Genomic DNA, 22,431 nt, shown 5'->3' with positions numbered 1-22,431 from the left:
ACTAGCCTACAAAACAGCAATTATTTTGTTAAACCTACGACGAGGCATTCCCCAAGCGGCAAGTATGGCGCTTGCAATGAACTGGCTCGTAATTCGTACATCAGGTTGCTGCTTTTGAACTAACAATGAAGTTTGATAGCAAGCCGATTAAAGTAAGCAACTACTAATAATTTTACCTTCCTTTGGCAGTTATTCATATATTTGGGCATAAAAGCCCAAAAAAGGCGCTATTCAAGCAAAACTTAGAGGATAAGACTAGCAAGCTGTATAAATAGCGCTAATTTTAGAGAAATAACAATCTATGCAAGCGATTATCTTCGCTAAAACTTACGTTCAAGCAGTTTGCATAAATTGACTTCTAAATAGTTCTGCCTGCTACACTTCAAAAACGATTAATTTGCTATAAATTGCCATCAATTTTTTAAGACTTGATAAATTCAAGATTTAAGCTTTCTATCTGCGCCTAACTAAAGCTACTAACTCTTATTTAGAGTTAAAATTGTCGCGGCTTCTTGCAAAAGTTCATTATGCTCTTTTTGCAGCACTTGCAATCTCTGAGAAATTTCTGCTAATCTCTGCTGCGGGTTTTGGACAATAGTTGTATCTGTCTTATTAAAGGCTAAGTCAGAAACATTTTTATTAGTAAATTTCTGCTTGATACCCAAGCTACCCAACCAACCAAACTTAAATATAGTTTTAATCAGCCTAAATGGTGCTTGTAATAGCGACAACCCAGCCATCTCTAGCAAACGATTTAGGGCTTTAATAATACTAAAAGTAATCGCCACTGTCAAAATTATGATGACAAAACTGATAATCGGGCGGTCAATTGCCCATATTATGATATTAAAAATCCGCAATACCACGGGATGAGCTTGTAGCCAATTATCCATTGAAGATGCGATCGCATTTTGCATTGCTGCGGAGGATGTATCTTTCACGTCTTGAGTTGCAGCTTGAAAATCACTGGTAGCAGTAGTAAAAAAATCTTTTGCTTGTCTCCAGTTTACAATGGCTTCTCCAGGTAAGCGGTTGAGTTTCATTTTGAGTAAATTAGGATTTTTTGAAGTAGCAGCAAGGAAAATACTACAAGAATTGGGGTGAAAACTTTGGTACTTACATTCGCTCCCCCTAGCCCACGGCAATAAAGCGGGAAGCATCGCCAACTTTGTGGGGAAGGTCTTCTTCCCCACAAGTTTGTAAGAGAGTGCGATACCTACGTTTTGCCCGCCCTTCACTTCGACAGGTTTTAGTAAACTACCCGGCGCTAATTGCTAAGGCAATATAGCGCGGGCTTTCAACCTGTCCTACAAGCGGTACGGGGCAAGCTAGAGACGATTGTTCGGGCGTGTTTACGGCGACACCCCATTGCTGAATGTTCATTGCGGCGTTCAAGTCCGCATCCCCAGTCCACAAGCAATGCCCGCATCTAAAATACTTTCCATGCCTATAAGACTGATTTTCTTCGGGATGGATGTGGTTGCATTTGTGGCAAGTTTTTGAGGTGTAGGCAGCCGGAATTAAAACAACTTTTACGCCAGCCCCAATAGCCTTATATATTATGTATTGGCGTAATTGGTAGAACGCCCAATTATTAGATAATCGGCGCTCTTTTTTGCTTCTTGGTTGCTTATTTGTTCTTTCTCTGATTCCGGTCAAATCTTCTAGTGCAATTACTGAATTAAATTCTTTTGCCTGCACTACCAACTGCTTGCTTATTTTATGAGAATGCCATGACTGGAACTTTTTTTCTCTACCCGATAGCCGTGCTAGAAGTCGATGGCAACTGCGCCTTGAACTCCTCGTGCCTTTAGTAGATTTGGTTTGGACTAACGCTCTGGCCAGTGCATACTTATTTCTTTTTTGAGTTATTTGTTTACCGCTATGCTTGTCCCCAAGCGAGGTTACGGCGATATCTGTACGCCCTAAATCACAACCAATCACGGTATCAGTGGGTTTAATATCGGGCGCAGTTGTTTTAACTTGGATGTTAACTGAGTAGCTACCATTGCGATGTTTCGCTAGAGTTGCGCTCGTAGGATTACTGCCCATTAGCTTACCTAATTGGTAGTTGCCCAGTCGCAACTTAAACCTTTCCCTGCCACCATTTAAAGTTAAGCTAACTGTCCAATCGGACTCTCTAAACGCAAAGATTCGTGCGTCGTAATCAGCGCTAGTAGGCTTAAACTTTAGAACGGGTTTATCTTCCTTTTTGGCAGCCTTGCGGTTTCCTGCCACTCGGTTAATAGCACGAATAGCTAAGTTTGCGCTTAAGCCAAACTGTTCTCTAACTTGCTTGTAGACTAGGGTTTGAATCCTGACGTTGTTTGTTAGTTTTGGGTCTACAGCCTCATTGATATAGTTGCAAGCATCCGCAAACGCTTTTAAAGTAGCATCTATTTTTGCCACTTGCGTAGAAGCCGGGTTAATTTTGCAAACTATTGTCAATACTTGCTGCATACATAATATTATATCACTACAATGATTCGCTCCGTTCAATTTATTTATTGGTCGCAATTCCGACCGCGAAAATGCGGTGTAGCTCTGCTTCCCGCATTATTCGCGTCCACACACTAAGAACATTGGGAGTACCCTCGTTCTATAGTGTGGGCATCCTTGCGACATCCTAGGTGACCAAAAGAGGGAAAATAAAACCCTTTTTTAACCTAGATTTAGGTCTGTCACGGCTCCAACACTGCTAGAAGCTACCAGCCGGGCATATTTTGCTAATACGCCTGTTGTATAACGAGGTTTAGGCGGTAGCCACTGGGCGCGACGCATTGCTAATTCTTCCTCAGACACGTGCAGATTTAACGAACGAGCATGAGCATCAATAGTAATTGTGTCATTTTCCTGGACGAGGGCGATCGCGCCGCCGACAAAAGCCTCTGGGGCAACGTGACCGACAACCATGCCATAAGTACCGCCAGAAAAGCGTCCATCGGTAATTAAGCCCACAGAGTCCCCTAAACCAGCACCAATAATTGCCGAAGTTGGAGCCAGCATTTCGCGCATTCCCGGCCCGCCTTTGGGACCTTCGTAGCGAATTACAATTACATCTCCAGCGACAATTTGCCCTGCCAAAATTGCCTTTAAGCAAGCTTCTTCCGAATCAAACACACGGGCGCGACCAGTAATAACAGGTTTTTTTACTCCAGTAATCTTGGCAACTGCCCCCTCAGTGGCTAAATTGCCCCGGAGAATGGCTAAATGACCTTGAGCGTACATGGGATAATCCCATGTCCGAATCACATCTTGGTCGGAACGAGGCGTTTCGGGAATATCTGCCAATACTTCAGCAACAGTTTGACCTGTAATCGTTAACGCATCTCCATGTAGTAAGTTATGCGCCAACAGCATTTTCATCACTTGAGGAATCCCCCCAGCTTGATGCAAGTCAGTAGCAACGTATTTTCCACTGGGTTTGAGGTCGCAAATTACAGGGACGCGGGCGCGGATAGTTTCAAAATCATCTAAAGATAACTCTACTCCGGCAGAATGAGCGATCGCCATCATATGCAGTACAGCATTTGTCGAACCACCCACCGCCATAATTACCGAAATCGCATTTTCAAAAGCTTTACGGGTGAGAATTTGTCGAGGCAATAGTTGCTGGCGGATAGCATCAACTAATACAAAAGCTGACTTTTCGGCGCTATTGGCTTTTTCCTCGTCTTCTGCTGCCATTGTGGAAGAATAAGGCAAACTCATGCCCATAGCTTCAATCGCACTTGACATGGTATTAGCCGTAAACATTCCCCCACAAGAACCCGCCCCAGGGCAAGCTTTGCGCTCAATTTCAAGTAATTCTCTTTCGTCAATTTTTCCAGCGCTGTACTGTCCCACAGCTTCAAAGGAACTAACCACAGTCAAATCGCGCCCGTCGTGATAACCGGGTTTAATTGTGCCACCATAAACAAAAATAGCTGGAATATTCATGCGGGCGATCGCAATCATCGCTCCGGGCATATTTTTGTCGCAACCGCCAATTGCCAGCACTCCGTCCATACTTTGTCCGGTGCAAGCAGTTTCAATCGAATCGGCGATCACTTCTCGCGATACAAGGGAATATTTCATCCCTTCAGTTCCCATAGAAATGCCATCGCTAATAGTTATTGTGCCGAACATTTGCGGCATCGCGGCAGCATTACGCAAGGCAGCCTCGGCTTTTAAAGCCAGCTTATTTATGCCCATATTGCAGGGTGTAATTGTGCTGTAGCCGTTGGCAAGCCCAACAATTGGTTTAGTAAAATCTCCGTCAGTAAAGCCGACAGCGCGTAACATGGCTCGATTAGGCGATCGCGCTGTACCTTGGGTTACAACTTGACTTTTGAGATTATCGGGCATTTTTATATCCTTTTTTCTATATCTCCATTTGGCTAGTGTATTACATTTGTCATTTGGTGTTGTTAGGTGCGATCGCAAGTTAACATCTACAAAAAACGAAGCCAGAAGACTTATAAACATTCCTCTGGCTTTTAGCTAAATTTTATCTAGCTGTTTATACTTTTTGTTTTTGTTTGGATCTTTTGCGCAAGAAGCCAGCACCCGCACTAAAAGCTAGTACGCCTAGCATCGTTGTAGGTTCGGGAACGGGTGTTAGCAAGAATGCGCGGGAGGTTTGAGTATCAGCAAAAAATGCCGTAGCCGCAATTTGTCCTGACTCGTTGATACCTCTAGCACTCGTTAGTACAAAGCCAGAGTTTTCAGTTATCAGCGTATTGAGGTCAAATAGATCGGTTCCATCGTATACGAAAGCGCGATCGTTCCCATCTACTAACTCCGAATCACCCACTACTAAGCCTGACTCGTTGATGCTGTAAGCAATACTAAAACTACCGCCAAGGGTTCCGAGATCGTCGCTGGCATCTATGGTACTGTTGGCATCGGTAAGAAAAGCGCGAGTTTCACCACTAGCTGTAGTGGAACTGCCAATAACTTGACCTAAATCGTTGATATCCGTAGCCGAGCTAAAATCACCGCCAAGGGTTCCTAAGTCATCGGTTGCCGAATTAATCACACTATTAGGGGCAGTACGAAAGGCATGAGTTTCACCGCTAGCCGTCTCTGAACTACCTACAACCTGTCCTGAATTATTGATACCGTTACCAGCGCTGGATGTACCTCCAAGAGTGCCTAAGTCAATAAATCCAGCAGCGTCATCATCAGGATTTACAAGTACAGCATGATAAATTGACGCGGTGGTAGAAGGATCGGTAACTAAGCCTCTGCCAGTTACTTGCCCCGAATCATTGATGGCGTTAGCATCACCAAGAAATAGAGTATTTACTCCTGTAGAGCCATTAGGTTGAGTTAGAAAGCCTGTTGTAAATCGACTAAAGGGAATGCCAGTGCCCACAACTTCACCAGAGTTATTGATGTCGTTGGGCGTACTTTCCCCATTGGCAAGACTAACTACAATATCTGTGGTTGGATTAATTGGACTATTAGGGGCAGTACGAAAAGACTCTCTAGCTCCTTCACTAAAAACAGAGATGCCAATAACTTGACCTAAATCGTTGATGCCTGTAGCAATAGTATCGCCGGACTCTCTGGCAATACCAAGATCGGTGACATTATAAAAAGTTGCGGCGGCGGCAGGGAAAGAAGTAGCTAGTCCGACTAAGGACATTGCTGTTAGTGCTAGGCTGAGTGAACCAATCCTGTATGCGTTCATGCTTGCTGTTTTGTTAGGTAAATGGTCTAGGTTTCAACAGCAACTCTAAATTGTCAAGAGCGCTGGGTAGAGCCGCCCGTCAATAGTGAGTAATTATGACTTGCACAAGCTTGGCAAAGTTTTATCGCTACTAAATCTACCTCATGAGGGTTTTATTCTTCTTCGCTAGATTAATTATTTATTTGTAAGTTTTTATATTTGCGTGCCAATAAAGAGAGGGCAACCCTTGCAGGTTGCCCTCTCTTTAAATCAACCAATTAATTAAACAATTACCTGAGCTAAACTCGGCGTAGAAGTCGGTTTACAGTCTGGGGCGTACACCTTGGTGACATAATCGGCAATCATGCGATCGGTGTTAAACAAAGGCGCATTAGTTTTAATAGAAACCTTCATCATTGCTACCCAACCGTGGGGAATGCCTTGGGCATCGCGATCGTAGTACAGAGGTACAATTTCTTCCTCTAGCAACTTGTACAAAGACTCTGAATCAATTCGATCTTGTACTTCTTGGTCGCTAGTATGAGCATCTTCGCCAATTGCCCAACCATTAGTTCCCTTACCATCGGCTCCCTGTTGGTAGCCTTCACACCACCAGCCGTCCAAAACGCTGCAATTAATGCCGCCGTTGAAACAAACTTTTTGTCCGCTAGTTCCCGAAGCTTCTAAAGGACGGCGGGGATTATTCAACCACACATCTACACCTTGCACCAATTTTTGACCAGTGTAGATGTCGTAGTCTTCAATCAAAGCTACTCGCTTTTGAATTGCTGAATGTCTGCACCATTCCATCAAGCGCTGAATAATTCGCTTACCTTCCTCATCGGCGGGGTGAGCTTTTCCGGCAAACACAATTTGGACTGGGCGATCGCTATTACCAAAAATTTTCAATGCCCTTTCCGCGTCGCGTAGAATCAAGTCGCCGCGCTTGTAAGGACTAAAACGCCTTTCGCCGCGCTTGTAAGGACTAAAACGCCTTGCAAAGCCAATTGTAAGTACATCGGGGTCTAGGAGCGTTGTAGCGGCAGAAATGCGATCGCTACTTTCTCCTCTTTGCTCCCGTGCTTTGGTGACTTTGTAGCGTGTATGGGCAATTAACCGCTCTTTTAATACTTGATGTCGCCACCACAATTCGCCATCGGGAATTTGGTCAACCGCTTCCCACATTTTGGGATCGATAGCGCGATTTTTCCAATCTGCGCCCAAATACTGAGCGTACAAATCAGACAACAATGGAGCCGTCCAAGTTGGAGCATGAACGCCATTAGTAATATGGCCAATGGGGACTTTATTTTCTGGACGTTCGGGATACATTACCGTCCACATTTTCCGGGAAACTTCGCCGTGCAACTGACTTACGCCATTCGCCGCGCGACACATCCGCAATGCCAACACTGTCATACCAAAGGGTTCCCAAGGATCGCCTAATCTTCTCGCACCCAATGCTAAAAATTGTTCGCGGGACATTCCCAAACTAGACCAATAGTGAGCAAAGTAGGAATCCATCAAATCCGGCGAAAATACATCATGTCCGGCGGGTACGGGGGTATGAGTTGTAAAAACGCAAGTTTTGCGAACGTCAGCTTCTATGTCATAGAAAGATTTGCTTGTTTGCTCAATTTTTTGTCTGGCTACTTCCAATGTACAGAATGCCGCATGACCTTCGTTGAGGTGATGAATCGATGGCGTAATTCCTAACGCTTTAAGCGCTCGAACGCCGCCAATACCTAGTACCACTTCTTGAGCAATCCGGGTATCTTGGTTGCCACCGTAGAGGTGTCCCGTCAGCCAGCGATCGATCGGATCGTTGTCTTGTCTATCAGTATCTAACAAGTACAAACTTACTCTGCCAACTTGGACTCGCCAAATTTGGACTTTGACCACGCGCTGACGAATTTCTAATTCAATTGTTAACGCTTCACCGCGATCGTTTTTGATTAATTCTACAGGCATATGGAAGAAGGGATTATCAATATAAACTTCTTCTTGCCAACCATCACGATTTAAACGTTGGCGAAAGTAACCTTGGCGATAGAGTAAACCGACACCAATTAAGGGTACACCCAAATCAGACGCAGATTTGAGGTGATCTCCAGCGAGGATACCCAAGCCACCAGAGTAAACGGGTAAAGACTCGTGAATGCCAAATTCTGCACAAAAATAGGCAATGGGAGAATTTTTAGAAATTTGCGGCGCTACTTTACTTACCCAAGTATCTTGCTCTGCCATGTAAGCGTCAAACTGGGCAACTAATTCCTGTAGTTGCTTGATGTACAGGGGATCGCTGGCAACTTGAGTAAGACGCTCGTAAGAGGCGGATTCCAGTACCATTACTGGATTATGTCCGCAGCGCTCCCACTCTTGGGGATCGATGCTTTTAAATAAAGTGATGCGGTTGTCTGTCCAACACCACCAATAGTTATACGCTAAGTCGGCTAAACGTTTGAGGGGAAAAGGTAATTTCTCACTCAGCTTTTGGGCTGGGGTCATTACACTGCTATGAATCATAAATTAATGCTATCCGTGCTGGTTAACCGCTCTCAATTTCGGATCTACTCCTTCTTGCTCTGGCAAGCATTGCTGGAGTGTTTGCAAGGTAGCTTGTCCTAAAGTTGGAGTAATTAATAAGGTTATCTTATTTTGTTTAACTTGTCTAAGATCGCTGGCTTTAGCGACTAAATGAAGATAACTGTTTAAAATTGTTATACAAAGTACATTTGTCTTTGGTTGAAGTTAAAACTTACCACTAGACTGCTAGAAAGCCCCAATTTGTCAAAACTAATTCTGATTTTATTATTATGAAACCTGCCCTTACTAAAATTGGTACTCAAATGTCTACCCTGACTGGTGTTAGGGCAATTATGAAAGACATTGTGGAAACACTGCAAGCAAGTAACGGGCAAGAATTTATTAATTTGAGTGCGGGAAATCCGTTGATTTTGCCCCAGGTAGAGCAACTATGGCGCGATTGTACCGCCGAATTATTGGCTAGTTCCGAATATGGGGATGTAGTTTGTCGTTATGGTTCAAGTCAAGGTTACGGGGCTTTGATTGAGGCGATCGCTAATGACTTCAATCGCCGCTACAATCTCAACTTAAATAGTCGCAATATTTTAATTACTCCTGGTAGTCAATCACTGTACTTCTATGCTGCTAATGTTTTCGGTGGCTATGCTTCTAGCGGCGCTCTCAAGCAAATTGTCTTTCCCTTAAGCCCCGACTATACAGGCTACGGCGGTGTTAGCTTAACGTCCGAAGCTCTCAAAGCCTACAAACCACGCCTAGATATTGACGAGGCTAATCATCAATTTAAGTACCGCCCTGATTTTAGTCAGTTAGAAATTAACGATCGTACGGGTTGCGTCATTTTCTCCCGCCCTTGCAATCCTACGGGTAACGTAATGACTGATGAGGAAGTGAAAAAAATTGCCCACTTAGCCGCACCTTACGACGTACCTGTTTTTATTGATTCTGCTTACGGGCCGCCTTTCCCAGCGTTGAACTTTACCGAATTTACTCCTATATTTGGCGATAATATCGTGCATTGTATGAGTTTATCTAAGGCTGGATTGCCAGGAGAAAGAATCGGAATTGCGATCGCAGACGAGCAAGTTATTCAGGTGCTAGAGTCTTTCCAGACAAATATGTGCATTCATCCCTCTCGTTACGGACAAGCGATCGCCGCGCGGGCTATTGATTCAGGAGCGCTTGCAGATATTTCTACATCAATTATTCGTCCCTTTTATCAAAAGAAGTTTTCGGTTTTGGAAAGTACCTTAAACCAAGCAATGCCTAAAAATTTGCCTTGGTTTCTCCATCGCGGTGAAGGAGCAATTTTTGCTTGGCTGTGGCTGCAAGATTTGCCAATTACCGATTGGGAATTTTATCAGCAACTCAAGCAAGTTGGGGTAATTGTCGTTCCTGGGAGTACGTTTTTCCCTGGTTTACAAGAAGAATGGGCGCACAAGCATCAATGTCTGCGAATTAGTCTTACCGCCACCGATGCAGAGATCCAAACAGGAATGCAGCGTTTAGCCAGAGTTACTGAGCAAGTGTATCAAAAATTAAGTAGTGGTGTTAGTTGTCAGTTATGAGTAAAAAAAATATTGATGTCACCAAAACTCCTAACCTAAAACTCCCGAATGTCAAAGCCAAAACTTCCTACTTAAAACTCCCTGACGGTTGGCTGCAAATAGGTAAAATTGTTGCCGCCCAAGGCTTGCAAGGGGAATTAAGAGTTTATCCTGATTCGGACTTCCCCGAACGGTTTGTAATTCCAGGTACGCGGTGGTTGTTGCGCTCTCAAGATGAGGAACCGCAAAGCGTTGAGTTGCTCCACGGACGATATATTGAGGGAAAAGGTTTGTATGCGATCGCTCTATCTCAAATAACTACCCGCAATCAAGCGGAAGATTTGCGCGGCTGCTTGTTACTTGTCCCCCAAAGCGATCGCCCAACTTTAGGCGCAGATGAGTATCACGTCTTAGATCTGATTGGCTTGGAGGTATTCAATCAGCTAACTGGAGAAGTTGTCGGTAAGGTGGTAGATGTAATTGCCGCAGGTAATGATTTATTGGAAGTTAAACCTGTTACACCAGGTACTTCAACAAAAAATATGCTTATTCCTTTTGTCAAAGCGATCGCGCCTATAGTTGATTTAAAAGGTGGGCGAATTGAAATTACCCCCCCATCTGGCTTGTTAGAACTTAATTAGAAAATTTTTCCCCAATCTATCAATGGGCTATTTGTAAATAAAAACTAGAAATGATGCTGTAAAAAAGAATAGCATCATTTTTTTAGCGATTAAGCGATCGAATTCTTGATTAGATTACCACAAAGCTCTTACAGGGCGGTTGGTTGAATCAGGTTCACTTGTTGTGCTTTCAGTGGTTGTTGTAGGGGTTTCACTGTTGGCATCTGTTTCGGTGGAAGGTGTAGAAGTAGTAGATTCGGTGGTAGTTGTTGTACCTACTTGGCTTCCTGTAGCTTCTGAACCTGTTTGCGTTGTACTTGACTGGGCTACCGTGATGTTGGAAGCTACCGATTGAGCATCTACAGTGGCGGAAATCTGCATCCCTTCACGCAAATTTAGACGTTGTAAGTCTGCGCTAGAAACCCTCATTTGTCTAGTTACGCCGTCAGCCGTTGCTAGGGTTACTACTTGCCCTTCAATACTTCTAACAGTTCCAGTTACAGTATTGGTAGCATTAGTATCTGTTGAGCTTGGTACTGATTGTCCTTCTGTCTGTGTTGGAGTCGAAGTTGGCGCTGACTGCCCTTCCATCTGCGTTGGGGTTGGCGCAGGCTGCGTATTTGTTCTAGTTGGCGTTTGTGGCGTGTTTGGATCGATCTGATTTTTCATGCCGCCAGTGCTGCTTTCTGGAGTTGGTTGAGCGCTAACCGGATTGATTGATAATATTGATGCCAACATCAAAATCATCGTACCAGGCAATAGTTTTAGTTGTCTCATGCTTGTTAAATCCTCACTTCGGTATGACTTGTAAAAGCTGCATCTACTAACCACTTAACTTTGAATTAATCATAGCTGATAGAACTAGCTACCTCTAAGAAAGTAAGGTTTGTTACAAAATATTAAATCTACCCATTTGTATATTTCTCAAGTCTTTTTTGGACAATTTTTTTGAGCAGAAAATTAGAAATTTAGCTATATAGATATAGAATAATATAAGTGAAACTAAGAAAAGAAATTAAGTTAAAAAAGAGTTTAGACAGATAAACAAAGTGAGGCAAAACCTAAGTGAAATTTAGCTTATTATCTAGAAGCTGTGTAGTGTTATTAGGGACAGTAATCTTAGTAATAAATAGCCAGCATTTGCTTACAGCAGAACCAATTGAATCAACTATCAGCAACCCAAGTAATTTATTAATAGATCCATTACCTACAAGCAATACCCAAACGACAAATTTAGTTCTAAAGTTAGGCGATCGCCGAGTTTATTTGTATCGGGGGAATGAATTAGCAGCAAGTTACCCAGTAGCCATTGGTAAAACTGGTTGGGAAACCCCAGTGGGCAGCTATACAGTTATGGAAATGCAAAGAGATCCGACTTGGCAGCATCCCTGGACGGGTAAATTGGTTCCCCCTGGCGCGAAAAACCCTCTAGGCGCAAGATGGATTGGGTTTTGGACAGATGGCAAAAATTTTATTGGCTTTCATGGTACTCCTGAAGAACAATTGGTAGGGCAAGCAGTTTCTCATGGCTGCGTCAGAATGCGAAATCAAGATATTTTGGCTTTGTATGCTCAAGTAGATGTTGGTACGCCTGTAACAGTCAAACCTTGAGCAGGTAGGAGGTATGCTAATTAGAGCAATACTCGATATAACGATAACTATTTGCGTCTATTAGATCTAAAATGGCTGAGCAGACACTTGCAAAGGCGCTCAAAACGTGAGAAACGCATGAATCCACAACAACTGAACAATGCTTTTACTCTATTTTTAAGTTTGCTTGTAGAAGCAATGCCTTTCTTGCTTCTGGGGGTTTTGTTCTCTGGCTTGCTGCTGTTATTTATAGACGAACGTCAATTAGTGGCAAAGATGCCCAAAAATCCCTTACTGGGGGCAATAACGGGTAGTTTAATTGGTTTTTTGTTTCCGGTATGCGAATGCGGTAACGTACCTGTAGCTCGGCGATTGCTCTTGCAAGGAGTACCTGCACCCGTAGCGGTGGGATTTTTACTAGCTGCACCAACCATCAACCCGATTGTAATTTGGGCAACTTGGACGGCATTTCGAGATCAGCCAGAAATTGTCGTGCTGCGCGTGGTGTTTTCTTTAGTGATCGCCATTACTATCGGTTGGGTATTTAGCGCTCAAGCTGATTTGAGTGCAATTTTACAACCAGCGATCGCCAATAATTGGCAAAAACCTCAGCTATCGCCGCCAGTAAAAGAAGAATTGATTTCACCACTGCTGCAATCGGGGACTTATCTCTTAGCTGGGGCAGATCAACCAATTAGAATGGATGCGACGGTAATGCAGGCTCAATTAGCCGCTACTTCTGCTGCCAAACCTCTAGCTTATAAGTTGCGGTTACTTTTAGATAATACAGTGCAAGAATTGCGAGAACTAGGAGCAGTGCTAGTAATTGGTAGTGCGATCGCGGCGTTAATTCAAGTAACGGTTCCCCGCGAAGTAATTCTTAGTCTTGGCAATAGCCCAGTCACGTCCATCCTTGCCATGATGGCACTAGCGGCAGTAGTATCGATTTGCTCTACCGTAGACTCATTTTTTGCCCTTTCTTTTGCTTCGGTATTTACCAGTGGTTCTTTATTAGCCTTTTTGGTTTTTGGTCCGATGATTGACCTCAAAGGTGTGGGTTTAATGCTATCAATATTTAAGCCTAGGGCAGTTTTTTACTTATTTGCCTTAGCTGCCCAACTAACATTTTTATTTACATTATTGGTCAATTTATATGTTGTTTAGCTTTTCCTTTTGCCAATGACTGCAATCAAAAAACTACAAAACTATTTACTGCCGTGGCTAGATGTATTGGCGATCGCCTCTTGGGGTATTCTCATGCTGCGATACTGGCATACTGGCAAACTCAACTTACTTATTCACCGCAATTATTTTTGGTTAGTAATTGCTGGGGGAATTGGCTTATCGATTGTTAGTAGCTTAAAGGCACTAGAATTACTGCGAAAGCGCTCCAATATTCCCAATCCTCAGCATATTACCCTGTTCCCACCAGGCTTTAGTAGCGCTTTACTGCTATCAACGGCAATTTTGGGCTTAGTCATCACCCCCCGCGTCTTCGCCAGCCAAACTGCCCTCCAGCGCGGCGTAACCGATGTCTTGCAGTCAACACGAAGCCAACCCCAAGCTTTTCGCTCCTCTGTACGCTCCGAAGAACGCAGCCTAATAGACTGGGTACGAACTCTTAATGTTTATCCCGAACCTGATGCCTATTCTGGTCAAAAAGTCAAAGTGCAAGGCTTTGTCATTCATCCCGCCGAATTACCACCAGAATACTTATTGCTATCGCGCTTTGTAATTACTTGTTGTGCGGCGGATGCTTACCCGGTGGGATTACCAGTCAAACTGACTCAAAATCGGCAAGCTTATCCCCAAGATACTTGGTTAGAAGTGGAGGGAGAAATGATTACTCAAGATTTGCAAAACAAACGCCAATTGACCATTCAAGCAAGTTCGTTGAAACCAATTCAAGAGCCGCAAAATCCTTACGAATACTAAATTAATGAAATAGCCAGCTAGTAAAAGCGTATTTGCAGCCTTTTGTTACTGATAAAGATTGATGAGGATGAGTATAGTAAGAAGGGAATACCAAAACGCTACCTTTTTGCGGTTTGAATTTCAAATTTTGGCGATCGAAAAATGTCTCTCCCCCAACAAAATCATCATTAAGATAGCCGACAATACTTACATCTCTAGTTAAAACTCCTTGAGCAACTTCATCGCGGCGACTAGCTAATAGCAGCAAATTATCAACATGGCGCTTGTAGAACTGCTCTAGACGGTAGCGTAAAATTGAACAAGTCTCTATTTGAGAAAACTTGACTCTATAGTTTTGATAAAGTGTTTCTTGAATTAGATAAATTCGATTGAGTAATAGCTGGTTGGTTGATTGCAATAAAGAATTTTGTTCGCCCAAATATAGCAGTTCATTACTACGCACTTGAGCTTCTACCTTGGCAATTTCAATTCCCGCCGTCTGAAACTGACAGCAATCGGCAACTTGCATAATATGGTCGCATAGAGCAGTATCAAGTAATGGCTCAAATACTAAAATGTCTGCGCCCAAGTCAGTTACAGACCAAGCATCGGTAGAAATCATAAATTAAATAAATGTAGCTTCTACGAGTTATAGCATTCTTAAATTAGCTAAGCGAAAAATTTGTTATCCCACCCTCTATGGTGGGATAACATCTAGTGGCTATTAGTTAGAACCTGACCTATGGCTGCAAGGTGATGAATCAGAGCGATTGCCAGTGATCGCTCTAGCTTGTGCCAAATGTTTTTGGACTACAGGTAGAGTTTTCTTAGCAAAGGCTTGTACGTCTGGATCTTGACCGCGTTTTACTTGACGCTCAAACAGTTCTGCTTGCTCTGCATGGCTTTCAATTCCTGCCTCTGCCATGTACTTTCGGTCAAATTTTGCTCCTGAAAGCTGGGATAGTTCTTGTTTTAGTTCCTCATTGTCTTCACCTATGGTGGTGGGCAAAGTTACGCCTTTTTGTCGTGCCAAAGCCATAAGTTCATTGTTTGCGGTTGTATGTTCTACAACCATACGGCGTGCATACTCTTTAACAACGTTACTAGAAGCTCTCTGGCTAGCGATTTTGCCAAATTCTACTTCTGCCATTCCCCCTTGAGCCGCTTTAACCATAAACTCTCTATCAAACTGACTTAAACTAGATCGAGTGCCTGGGTTTGTAGGTGTAGTTGAGCCAGGAGTCGGTGATGGGGTAGTAGTAGGAATAGGAGTCGGCGATGGGGTAGTAGTAGGTGAGGGAGATTGAGCGATTGAGGCGTACTCTAAAGATGCTATTAGCCCTAGAGCTAATAGTGCGGTCATTACAAAGTTCCGTTTGCTCGTCATTGCTTTACCTGAAGAATCCGAGAATATTGTGCTAAATAACTGTATGGGTCACAGGGAGCGATCGCATTTGCTAACTATAAGTATGGTTTTTACAGAGGTAAAAACTAAAAACTTGTTAACCACATACCTTTACTCTATTAGCAATCTCCTAGTCATAAGAATCCTCTGTCTTTAGGTTAATTTAGATACAAAAATATAGTTTTGAGCTATTTTATCAATTACCCGCAGTGACTCTCCAATAAGCTTTATAGGTTAGTTTTGAGGTGATAAATGTTCCTAAGTAATAAGTCATTTTTTCAACCGTTAGATCGCGTAGCAACAGCTTTGATAGTTGTGTTGGGTCTACTAACGGTGCTGCTACTATTCCAAGGCGATGCGGTTGCACCGCGCGTCCGAGAGTTTAGCTGGCAAAATAAACGAGTTGGGGTAGAAGATACGGCTTTTTATCTCAACTTTAGTCGTCCAATGGATACCAAAAGTGTAGAAGAAAACATCCAAATCGATCCGCCCTTGCCTGGTAAAATTAGCTGGGCAGGGCGCAAGATGGCTTATACCTTACTTTCCCCACCTCCTTACGGTACTTCCTACCAAGTGCTGTTAAATGGGGCAAAAGATCGCTTCACCCGAACAGATACCAAGTCTATTCAACCATTTAAAGGCGTTTTTCAAAGTCGCGATCGCGCTTTTGTCTATCTGGGAGTGGAAGGGGAAGAACAAGGTAAGTTAATTCTCTACAATCTCACAGGACAGCAAAAAACTATCCTGACTCCCAAAGACTTAGTGGTGGGCGATTTTCAGCCCTACCCCACAAGCAACAAAATTCTCTTTTCTGCTACCGAGCGAGTTAGCGATCGCTCAAGCCTACCACTATCACAGTTATATACAGTCACAACGGGGCTTTCGCCCGATCCTGATTCTAAAAACAATCCTCCTTTAGGCAGGGTGGAGCTAATTTTAGATAGCAAAGATTACCAAAATTTAAAGTTTGAATTGTCCGCTGATGGCAAAACTATAGTGGTGCAGCGAGTAAATCGAAAAAATCCTGGCGAGTTTGGATTGTGGATATTGCGTAGTAACGACGACGATAAACTCCCCAAGGCGCAACTGTTCCAGAGCCAACCAGGAGGAGATTTTTTAATCACCCCCGATAGTAGCTCTGTTGCCGTTGCTCAAGGGCAAGGAGTCGCAATTTTGCCGCTACAAGCTCAAGCAACCAAACCTCTAGACTTTTTGCCTAAGTTTGGGATGGTATTAGATTTTGCCCCGGATGGGACTCAAGCGGTGATGGTACGGTTCAATTCTGACTACACGCGATCGCTATTTTTGGTCAATAACCAAGGCTTGCAAAAAGAGTTGCTCCGGACTACAGGTTCAATTAATAGCTGTCTGTTTCATCCAGTATTGTCCAATCTCTACTGTATGTTGACGCAGTTAATTGAGGGAGAAATATATCAAGAACAGCCTTATTTGGCAGCTATTGATATCAATTCTGGCAAGCAAACCCCTTTGATCGTGATGCCCGAACAAAGAGACGTACAAATTAGTTTGTCGCCGGATGGTTTGGCTTTATTGTTAGATCAAATTGTCACCACTCCAGCCCCTAATAGTCCGACTCAAAACAATGTTCCGCGTACCAGTGATGGGGAAGAAATCGCCACAAGTCGCCTATGGTTAGTGCCTCTATTTGCTCCCGCTTCGGTATCGACAACCCCCACTCAACTCCAACCAGAACAATTACCTTTACCGGGTTTTCATCCTCGTTGGCTACCGTGATTAATTCCTATTTTCTAGCTTTGAGCTTCAATTTCTGCGAAAGTTTGCATCAATAGCCGCTTTGCTTGCAATTGCCAACCCCATTTTTGCAGGCGATAAGCGGCGATGGCGCCGCCTATCGCCGCCACTAATCCCAAGGGTTCAGAAAAAGAAATACCTACCAATAATCCTAAGCCAGCAATGCCCCAAAAAGGCAAGGCTACCGTTTGGCGTTGTTCTTCTACTAGCTGCCGAATCCAATCAGATTGCATACTTGCTATTAATGACTCTTTTGCTTGTTTTTGCTCGGCGGCAGATACTGATAAACCAATTTTTCGGCGCAGTTTTTCAATTTTGCGGGCAGTGGTACTGTACTCAGTTAGCTCATCCTCTGCCATTAATAGCAGGCGATCTAGTTGCTCCATTGGACTAATTGCTCGTTACTTGGATATTTAGCATAGCAAAACGTGCGATCGCAACTATTATAAAAACAATTTTTTTAGCAGTACCTTTGTACTGACCAAATAAAAACTAAGTTTAAGTGAAATTACGGTTGACACTCAATTTAATTTGTTGTGTAGTTTTATTTAATCAAAAGTTAACTAACAAAGTATTTTAAAACCATGTAAATTGATGAAATACAACGATCTAATACTTGGTATCAAAGGATAGAAATAATCAATTGTTGGCGATCGCTATCTAAATGTAAATACTTGTAAATAGAACATCAAATAACAATGAATGAATCTGAAAGCTATAAAAATTGGGCATTAGAGGAATTAATGAATTATGTAGCAAAAATTCAGACTGATTCAACTTGTGACGCTTCACCAAATCAAGTTATACCCACAACTAAAGAGGAACATCATCAAAACCGAGCTTTAGAAGAATTAATGAATTATGTCAATTCTGTAGCAGAAATTCAGACTAATGTAGGGTATGACCATTCCTCAAATCAATTTATTCCCGTTCAAAACAAGTTGGTAGAAGTAGAAGTTACAGCAATATCTATAGAAAGTCCGCAACAAGCTAATTTTTGCATTATCTCTCCATTGCCGATTATAGATAATCAAGAAATTGCCCTTTTACCATCAAATCTAAACAACTTGATGGCTCAAATTCAAGACTTACACTTATCAAATGGCAAATTAGTCAAGCGAGTTACCTATTTAACCCAAGCAATAACAGAGTTTCACGAAGATCTAGAAACTTACAAAGGGCAATTTAATGAAGCAAAGTCAAGATTGGATAAGCAAAATCGAGAACTAGAAGCTAGTTACCAAGCGATTCAAGAGCAGCAAAGCTTAATTGAAAAACTAACTACAGAACTAGCCGTTAATAAACAACTGGTAGCTCAAATTCAGGCTGACTATAGCGAACAATTCGATCGACTAGCCGTAGAAAAAGATAATTGTCGAGATTTGCGTACTCGCCTAAATCGGGAGCAGCAACATAGTTTGCAACTCAAAGTTGCTTTAGAAAAATGCTTAGAAGTACCCACCCCTAGCTACCAATTATCTGATGACAATGCCGGATCAAAGGCAAACAACTTAGAGGATTTATCTAGCTTTACTGCTAAAACCCAACCAATTCAGCCGTGGACAACCCAAACAAGAGGGGCAAGCAATCAAGTAGATTTATCCTGGGAGCGTCAACATTCCCAAAGACAAAGTAATGCAGATATAGAGGAAACAGATCCTTTCCCATCGATAGCTATAGAAAAGGAAATTGATGTTTCTCCAGTATCATCAAGTGACTCTCCAATAGAAGATGCGATCGCCCCAACAGCTACCGACGAAGTGCAAGCCGTAGCCTCGCCGATAGAAACCCAAGCCCGTAACGCAAAATCACCTTCGCCGCTATTGTATCCTTCTCGTCCTCCCAAAGGGCGAAAATCTTTAGCCTCAATTGAACTACCCAGCTTTGTCTCCTAAAGCTTACACCTATAAAAGGAAACCTAGCAAAGCAGGCTTCAGCAGCGCGACAAGTACATTAACGGCAAGTTATTCCCTCTAAGTAGTTTTAACTACCTGACTCAATAGTTGAGCAATCTGCTGATTAATTGCGGCTACATCAAATCTTTGACTTGCCTGCAACTTTGCGTCTCTAGCCATGTTTGCGCTTTGTTCGGGTTGCTCCTTGCAAGCATTAATAACTGAAGCCAACTCTATTGCATCGCCCGGTGCGACTAGCCAACCTGTTTTACCAGGATCTACTAATTCTTTAGCGCCCCCAGCTTGAGTCGCAACTACAGGCGTACCGCACAACATCGCTTCGACAATTACCCGCCCAAAAGGTTCGGCAACGGTTGATGTGTGAGTAACCAAGTCGCAGGCAGTCATTAGAGATCGCACATCATCGCGAAAGCCTAAAAACTTAACTCGATGTTTCAAGTTTAAGTCGGCAACTTGGGCTTGTAGTTGTTGCACGTAGTCTTGTTCGCCAAATAAGGCATCGCCAATCAAAAGCGCTACAACATCTTCTGGGCAATGGGTTAGGGCTTCAATCAATATATGCTGACCTTTCCAGGGCGATAAACGGCTAAAATGTCCAACAACAAATTTGTCTTCTATTCCTAGCTGCTGTTTGATTGTGGAAGTAGCAGGTAATTGATACGACGCTAGATCGAAGCCATTATAAACAAACTCGACAATATCTTTTTGCCCCCCGGCGGCGATAAAAGCAGCTTGACTTGCCTGAGAATTGGCAATAACCAAAGCCGCACGGTTAGCTAGAGTCACGGCAATACGGCGATTGGTGGCACTAAAGTGATCTAAAGACAAAATATCGTGCAGATGGTATACCAAGGGACGACGACTAAGAAAACTAGCGATCGCACCTACTACTAGAGCTTTTTGGGTATTAGCATAAATTAAATCGTAATTGCGGCTCAGAGTAGCTACGCGATTAATTAAAGGTAGTAGTTGACCTAAACTTCCCACCCCGCGCGCTAAACCGCTTTCTTTGCGTACTTCTATAGATTGAGTTGCCAGCACCTGGACAGGAATTTGCTGTTGTTCTAGCAACTGCTTAAACGTACCATCTGCAAACAAGCCAACCAAACAACTATCGCGGTAGGGCTTGGCAATATCTACCAAACAAAGTTCGGCACCCCCCGGCTTACCACTTTGATCTAAAAATAGAATTTTTGTCACTTGGCTGCACCTAAAAATTGGCGAGCTATCGGTTGAGGAGTATAACTAAGGGTTAATGCAACTAAAGTGCGGAGATTAAACTTTTGCTTGGCGATCGCCGCTCGCAAATAAGGTCTAGCTTCTGCTACTTGCCCCGCCCGTAATAAACCGATGGCTAAAGTTGTATTTGCATGAGCTAATTCTTGCTCAAAGTAAGGTCTAAATTCCTGGAGAACAGGGTCTTCAATAAAGGTTTTACAGCAAAAAATCGCTGCTTTACCTTTACGAATTTTAGCTTGAACGTTTTTACTACCGCTAATTACATTTTCTGATTGTTCGTGTACGCGGTAAAATGCTAGTTTTTCTGGACAATAGTAGGCGGCTTTGCCCGAACTACAAGCCAAGTAAGTCATATAAAAGTCGTAAAAAACCCCCGCATCAGCACCAGCGTTGGCAAGTTTATTCCAATCTACTGCGTCTCTACGAATCACATTTGCTAAAGAGCTAAATATAGCTTTATCTACCAAAGCAAGTTTGTAGTAGGGCTGATATATTCCTGCTTCTAACCCTGCTCTTTTTTCGCGCTGGGCATGTTCTCCCGTCAGCTTTTCGTTAATGCTACTATCGCTATTAATTACATAATAATCGCAAAAAGCCACTACTACTTCTGGGTTGTTTTCCAAAAGCGGCACAAGTTTTTCTAAAAAGTCTTTTTGCCAAACATCATCATCATTAATACTAGCAACATACTTGCCTTTTGCTAGTGCGAAAGCAGAAGTAAGGTTTGGACCCATACCTAGGTTTTTTTCATTAATTCTTAGGTGCAACCGTGAATCTTGAAAAGCGTCAACAAGTACTTTTGGGCTTTCTACACTACAGTCATCGGCAACGATAACTTCAATATTTTTATAGGTCTGCTGTACGACACTAGAAATCGCTTCTTTTAAGTAGGCTTGGCGATTGTAGGTTGAGATCACAACACTTACTAAAGGTTCTTGCTCGTCAACTAAAGCCATAGTCTATAATCCTTCTAATTTGCAAGTAACATTCACTGGAAATGCTTAAGTATTTTATCCAATTTTTCCCCAAAAATTCTTGATATTTTCATGAAGCCAGTTAAGTTACTCTATTTTCAGATAGAAATTCTAGGCAAATCCTGTATTTATTTTTGATTATGGCGATCGCCTCCTACAATTGGTTGTAGCTGTCTACTCATTAGCGATTTTTGTTGCTGTCGCAGCGATCGCAATAATTTAGCCGATTTATTATAAATATTTTTGCTCACCTTACTTTTGACAAAAACCAGTAGGCTTAGGTGAAGAATTTTTTTGGTGTATTGCATTTGAGGACAATATTTAATAGCCCGATCACGAAACTTCCTTGCTTGTCGGTAGTTTTTGTTTTCTAGATATTTCCAAGCTATGTAAGAATTCATTTGTCCGTAAGCTTTTGCTTTTATAGGTAGCAACTCGGTAGGAGCAGAATCAAACATTTTTTCAATTAATCGATCGAAATCTGGGAGCATTTCTTCAGCTTTTTTTGAAGAATTTTTTGGATGCTGTCTATAGTAGACTAGCGACTCTCTTATCAACCCAAAATCGTATTCCGCAGCAATCCGCGCCCACATTTCCCAGTCTTCGCCAAAACGCAAAGTAGAATCAAATAAACCTGCGGTGTCAAAGCAAGCTCGACGCACCATTGGAATACTACCACAGGGGATTAAACCAATTTCCATTATTTCTTTTCTGATATTTCCTTGCTTAAAATTGAGCTTGACTTCCGACAGAAAATTACTATGCTCGTCAGTCAAAATCATCCACGTAGATACCAATCCTACCGTAGGATTATTGTCCAAAAATTGTACTTGTTTTTCTAACTTTGTCGGCTGCCACAAATCATCCGCGTCTAAAAATGCGATGTATTCGCCTTTAGCTTTACCGATTGCTGTATTTCTAGCAATTGAGACACCTTGATTTGACTGGGAGATAAGTTGGACGCGCTCGTCCTCTATGCACTTAGCCCAAGATACTATACGATCGGAGCTACCATCATTTACAATTAATACTTCAAAATCAGTAAAAGTCTGCTGCAAGACTGATTCTAAAGTTTCTGGTAAATAAGTCATTGCATTGTATGCAGGAATAATCACAGATACTTTTGGCATAACATTACTCTTGTTTTTGAACATTTTAAAATTGAATTTTTACCTTAACTACTTAATTAACGCCAGCTATTTATACTTAAGCTTGATAAAAAGTAAAGCCTTTATGATAGTTGACGTGTAGCT

At 42.5% G+C, this 22,431-nt stretch carries 19 protein-coding genes; 7 read left to right on the top strand and 12 right to left on the bottom strand.

Going from position 1 to position 22,431, the window contains the following annotated elements; all coding sequences use genetic code 11:
* Positions 1–476 precede the first annotated feature (476 nt).
* From AC2VE5_RS02315 to glgP, 5 genes are all read right to left on the bottom strand, one after another.
* Positions 477–1,043, bottom strand: coding sequence for a hypothetical protein (locus AC2VE5_RS02315; RefSeq protein WP_486886170.1), 567 nt, complete (start codon positions 1,041–1,043; stop codon positions 477–479).
* A gap of 214 nt (positions 1,044–1,257) precedes the next feature.
* Positions 1,258–2,460 (bottom strand): RNA-guided endonuclease InsQ/TnpB family protein, encoded by a 1,203-nt coding sequence (locus tag AC2VE5_RS02310; protein ID WP_486886169.1) that lies wholly within the window; start codon positions 2,458–2,460, stop codon positions 1,258–1,260.
* Positions 2,461–2,661: 201 nt separating this feature from the next.
* Positions 2,662–4,347 (bottom strand): dihydroxy-acid dehydratase, encoded by a 1,686-nt coding sequence (ilvD, locus tag AC2VE5_RS02305; protein WP_486886168.1) that lies wholly within the window; start codon positions 4,345–4,347, stop codon positions 2,662–2,664.
* Positions 4,348–4,501: 154 nt separating this feature from the next.
* On the bottom strand, positions 4,502–5,677 hold the full coding sequence (locus tag AC2VE5_RS02300) for a PEP-CTERM sorting domain-containing protein (protein ID WP_486886167.1): 1,176 nt from the start codon (positions 5,675–5,677) through the stop codon (positions 4,502–4,504).
* A 261-nt stretch (positions 5,678–5,938) separates the two neighbouring features.
* Complete coding sequence (gene glgP, locus AC2VE5_RS02295; RefSeq protein ID WP_486886166.1) at positions 5,939–8,182, bottom strand: alpha-glucan family phosphorylase; 2,244 nt, start codon at positions 8,180–8,182, stop codon at positions 5,939–5,941.
* Positions 8,183–8,472: 290 nt separating this feature from the next.
* Between glgP and AC2VE5_RS02290 the strand changes: the two genes are divergently transcribed.
* A complete protein-coding gene (locus AC2VE5_RS02290) occupies positions 8,473–9,768 on the top strand; it encodes a valine--pyruvate transaminase (protein WP_486886165.1) in 1,296 nt (431 codons plus the stop codon).
* Positions 9,765–10,388: a ribosome maturation factor RimM gene (rimM, locus tag AC2VE5_RS02285; RefSeq protein WP_486886164.1), complete on the top strand. Its 624-nt coding sequence runs from the start codon at positions 9,765–9,767 to the stop codon at positions 10,386–10,388. The genes AC2VE5_RS02290 and rimM overlap by 4 nt, the downstream gene beginning before the upstream one ends.
* A gap of 114 nt (positions 10,389–10,502) precedes the next feature.
* On the opposite strand, the gene AC2VE5_RS02280 is transcribed toward rimM, so the two are convergent.
* Positions 10,503–11,144: a hypothetical protein gene (locus AC2VE5_RS02280; RefSeq protein WP_486886163.1), complete on the bottom strand. Its 642-nt coding sequence runs from the start codon at positions 11,142–11,144 to the stop codon at positions 10,503–10,505.
* A 288-nt stretch (positions 11,145–11,432) separates the two neighbouring features.
* Here AC2VE5_RS02280 and AC2VE5_RS02275 point away from each other — a divergent pair, with 288 nt between their 5' ends.
* The 3 genes from AC2VE5_RS02275 (at position 11,433) to AC2VE5_RS02265 (ending at position 13,892) form a co-directional block, all read left to right on the top strand.
* A complete protein-coding gene (locus AC2VE5_RS02275; protein WP_486886162.1) occupies positions 11,433–11,978 on the top strand; it encodes a L,D-transpeptidase in 546 nt (181 codons plus the stop codon).
* Between the two features lie 117 nt (positions 11,979–12,095).
* A complete protein-coding gene (locus AC2VE5_RS02270) occupies positions 12,096–13,121 on the top strand; it encodes a permease (protein ID WP_486886161.1) in 1,026 nt (341 codons plus the stop codon).
* Positions 13,122–13,136: 15 nt separating this feature from the next.
* On the top strand, positions 13,137–13,892 hold the full coding sequence (locus AC2VE5_RS02265) for a TIGR03943 family putative permease subunit (protein WP_486886160.1): 756 nt from the start codon (positions 13,137–13,139) through the stop codon (positions 13,890–13,892).
* 1 nt (position 13,893) lies between these two features.
* Here the strand turns inward: AC2VE5_RS02265 and AC2VE5_RS02260 are convergent, their stop codons facing one another.
* Together AC2VE5_RS02260 and AC2VE5_RS02255 are read right to left on the bottom strand one after the other, a co-directional pair.
* A complete protein-coding gene (locus AC2VE5_RS02260) occupies positions 13,894–14,493 on the bottom strand; it encodes a prolyl hydroxylase family protein (RefSeq protein ID WP_486886159.1) in 600 nt (199 codons plus the stop codon).
* Between the two features lie 102 nt (positions 14,494–14,595).
* Positions 14,596–15,258, bottom strand: a complete 663-nt coding sequence (locus AC2VE5_RS02255) for a DUF4142 domain-containing protein (RefSeq protein WP_486886158.1) — start codon at positions 15,256–15,258, stop codon at positions 14,596–14,598.
* A 270-nt stretch (positions 15,259–15,528) separates the two neighbouring features.
* Between AC2VE5_RS02255 and AC2VE5_RS02250 the strand changes: the two genes are divergently transcribed.
* Positions 15,529–17,031: an Ig-like domain-containing domain gene (locus AC2VE5_RS02250; RefSeq protein WP_486886157.1), complete on the top strand. Its 1,503-nt coding sequence runs from the start codon at positions 15,529–15,531 to the stop codon at positions 17,029–17,031.
* 14 nt (positions 17,032–17,045) lie between these two features.
* On the opposite strand, the gene AC2VE5_RS02245 is transcribed toward AC2VE5_RS02250, so the two are convergent.
* On the bottom strand, positions 17,046–17,435 hold the full coding sequence (locus tag AC2VE5_RS02245) for a hypothetical protein (RefSeq protein WP_486886156.1): 390 nt from the start codon (positions 17,433–17,435) through the stop codon (positions 17,046–17,048).
* Positions 17,436–17,747: 312 nt separating this feature from the next.
* On the opposite strand from AC2VE5_RS02245, the gene AC2VE5_RS02240 reads away from it, so the two are divergent.
* Positions 17,748–18,944, top strand: coding sequence for a hypothetical protein (locus AC2VE5_RS02240; RefSeq protein WP_486886155.1), 1,197 nt, complete (start codon positions 17,748–17,750; stop codon positions 18,942–18,944).
* Between the two features lie 78 nt (positions 18,945–19,022).
* Here the strand turns inward: AC2VE5_RS02240 and AC2VE5_RS02235 are convergent, their stop codons facing one another.
* From AC2VE5_RS02235 to AC2VE5_RS02225, 3 genes are all read right to left on the bottom strand, one after another.
* Positions 19,023–20,165 carry a glycosyltransferase gene (locus tag AC2VE5_RS02235; RefSeq protein ID WP_486886154.1) on the bottom strand — a complete coding sequence of 381 codons (1,143 nt, stop codon included), beginning with the start codon at positions 20,163–20,165 and terminating at the stop codon, positions 19,023–19,025.
* Positions 20,162–21,160 carry a glycosyltransferase family 2 protein gene (locus AC2VE5_RS02230; RefSeq protein ID WP_486886153.1) on the bottom strand — a complete coding sequence of 333 codons (999 nt, stop codon included), beginning with the start codon at positions 21,158–21,160 and terminating at the stop codon, positions 20,162–20,164. Before AC2VE5_RS02230 ends, AC2VE5_RS02235 begins: the two co-directional genes overlap by 4 nt.
* A 146-nt stretch (positions 21,161–21,306) precedes the next feature.
* On the bottom strand, positions 21,307–22,308 hold the full coding sequence (locus tag AC2VE5_RS02225) for a glycosyltransferase family 2 protein (RefSeq protein WP_486886152.1): 1,002 nt from the start codon (positions 22,306–22,308) through the stop codon (positions 21,307–21,309).
* Positions 22,309–22,431 lie beyond the last annotated feature (123 nt).

The organism is Aliterella sp. E5.1 (genome assembly GCF_057473825.1).
This window is presented reverse-complemented; position numbering and strand designations above follow the sequence as displayed.